Source organism: Kitasatospora sp. NPDC093558 (genome assembly GCF_040683475.1).
GTDB lineage: Bacteria > Actinomycetota > Actinomycetes > Streptomycetales > Streptomycetaceae > Kitasatospora.
Window position 1 is genome coordinate 1 of the sequence record NZ_JBFBDY010000810.1, and the last position, 2510, is coordinate 2510.

Below are 2510 nucleotides of genomic sequence, written 5' to 3' on the forward strand. Positions count from 1 at the left end.
GGCGACGGCTGGGTGGTGCCCACCGCCCTGGTCACCGCGCTCCTGGACGACCCGGTGGCCGCCGACGCCGCGCTCGCCGCCGTGGAGCCGCTCGAACCTCCGGGGGCGCCGCGGGGCGCGGACGGCACGCGCCCGCCGCGCAGCGACGCCTGGCGCCGGGCCGCCACCCTGGCCGTCGCCGACCCCGAGCTGCGCCGTGCCACCCTCGCCTGCTTCGCCGCCGCCGACGCCGCGCTGGGCCGCCTGCCCGGCGGCGGCCGGCTGCGCGCCACCGTCGCCGAGTTCGCCGAGCGCTACCCCGCGCGCGGCCGCTGCCCGGCCGACGACCAGCTGGACGCCCTGCGCGCCGGCACCCGACGCACCCTCCCGGAGGAGGCCGCACCATGACCGACGTCCGACCCCCCGCCGAGACGCCGGCGGGCACCGAGTCGCTGCGCGACGCCATCGCCGCCGAGCTGCTCGCCGCCCGCGCCCGGACCGCCGCCCTCACCGACTGCGTCGAGGACCACGACCTCACCGCCCAGCACTCGCCGCTGATGTCGCCGCTGGTGTGGGACCTCGCCCACATCGGCAACCAGGAGGAGCTCTGGCTGCTGCGCAACGTCGGCGGCCACGACCCGATGCACCCGGAGATCGACCCGCTCTACGACGCGTTCCAGCACCCGCGCGCGGAGCGCCCCACCCTGCCGCTGCTGCCGCCCGGCGAGGCCCGCGCGTACGCGCACGAGGTGCGCGGCCGGGTGCTCGACCTGCTGTCGGCGAGCCCGCTGGAGGGGGCGCCGCTGCTGGCCGGCGGGTTCGCGTTCGGCATGATCGCGCAGCACGAACAGCAGCACGACGAGACGATGCTGATCACCCATCAGCTCCGCAAGGGCGAACCGGCCCTCGCCGCGCCCCCGCCGCCGCCCGCACCCGCGGAGGCCGCCGCGCTGCCCGCCGAAGTCCTCGTCCCCGCGGGGCCGTTCACGATGGGCACGGACATCGAGCCGTGGGCGCTGGACAACGAGCGCCCGGCGCACGTCGTCGACCTCCCGGCGTTCCGGCTCGACACCACCCCCGTCACCAACGGCGCCTACCTGCGCTTCATCGCCGACGGCGGCTACGACGAGCCGCACTGGTGGACCCCCGAGGGCTGGGCGCACCGGCAGCAGGCCGGCCTGACCGCCCCGCTCTTCTGGCGGCACGAGGACGGCCAGTGGCTGCGCCGCCGCTTCGGCACGCTGGAGCCCGTCCCGCTGGACGAGCCGGTGCTGCACGTCAGCTGGTACGAGGCGGACGCGTACGCCCGCTGGGCCGGGCGGCGGCTGCCGACCGAGGCGGAGTGGGAGAAGGCCGCCCGGCACGACCCGGCGACCGGCCGTTCGCGCCGCTACCCCTGGGGCGACGGCGGCCCGACGCCCGAGCACGCCAACCTCGGCCAGCGGCACCTGCGCCCGGCCCCGGCCGGCAGCTACCCGGCGGGCCAGTCCCCGTACGGCGCCCGGCAGTTGATCGGCGACGTGTGGGAGTGGACGGCGAGCGACTTCGGCCCCTACCCCGGCTTCCGGGCCTGGCCGTACAAGGAGTACTCGGAGGTGTTCTTCGGGCCCGAGTACAAGGTGCTGCGCGGCGGCGCCTTCGCGGTCGCGCCGGTGGCCTGCCGGGGCACCTTCCGCAACTGGGACTACCCGATCCGGCGGCAGATCTTCTCCGGCTTCCGCACGGCCGCCGACGTCCCCGACGGCGGTGGTTCCTGATGTGCCGTCACATCGCCTACCTCGGCAGACCATTGGCACCACAAGAGCTGCTGGTCGCGCCGCCGGACGCGCTGCACCGGCAGTCCTGGGCGCCGCGCACGCAGCAGTACGGCACGATGAACGTCGACGGCTTCGGCCTCGGCTGGTACGCGGACGGCGACGAGATCCCCGCCCGCTACCGCCGCGCCGGGCCGCTCTGGGCGGACGCCGCGTTCGCCGACCTCGCCCGGGTGATCCGCACCCGGGCGCTGCTGGCGGCCGTCCGCTCCGCCACCGACGGCTGCGCGGCCGGCGAGCACGCCGCCGCACCGTTCTCCGCCGGGCGCTGGCTGTTCAGCCACAACGGCGCGGTGGCCGGCTGGCCGGACAAGCTGGACGCGCTCGCCGGGCTGCTGCCGCCCGCCGAACTCCTCGACCTGGAGTCGCGCACCGACTCGGCCCTGGTGTGGGCCCTCACCCTGCACCGGCTGCGCGCAGGCGCCGGGCTCGGCGAGGCGCTCGCGGGCACCGTCGCGGACGTCACCGAGCACACCACCGCGCGGCTCAACCTCCTGCTGACCGACGGCCGCTCGATCGCCGCGACCACGTGGGGCGACACGCTGCACCACCGCACCCTGCCCGGGGGCGGCCTGGTGGTGGCCTCCGAGCCGTACGACGACGAACCGGGCTGGACGGCCGTCCCCGAGGGCTCGCTCCTGGTCGCCGGCGCCGAGGCCCGGCGCGGCGGCGGAGGCGGATCCGGCTCCTCCGCGTGGACGGGGGGCGGGCAGAGCG

General features: G+C 77.3%; 2 protein-coding genes and 1 pseudogene. All 3 read left to right on the top strand.

Annotation, left to right across the window (positions count from 1 at the left end; all coding sequences use genetic code 11):
- Positions 1-387, top strand: a pseudogene (locus tag AB0O00_RS35495) (ergothioneine biosynthesis glutamate--cysteine ligase EgtA); the annotation flags it as partial.
- Complete coding sequence (gene egtB, locus AB0O00_RS35500) at positions 384-1736, top strand: ergothioneine biosynthesis protein EgtB (RefSeq protein WP_363658829.1); 1353 nt, start codon at positions 384-386, stop codon at positions 1734-1736. The pseudogene AB0O00_RS35495 and the gene egtB, both read left to right, overlap by 4 nt.
- A partial coding sequence (gene egtC / locus AB0O00_RS35505; RefSeq protein WP_363658830.1) for an ergothioneine biosynthesis protein EgtC occupies positions 1736-2510 on the top strand: 775 nt, incomplete at its 3' end. The genes egtB and egtC, both read left to right, overlap by 1 nt.

Coding starts and splice junctions, on each gene's coding strand:
- egtB (WP_363658829.1), top strand. CDS start 384: ATGACCGACGTCCGACCCCCCGCCGAGACGCCGGCGGGCACCGAGTCG.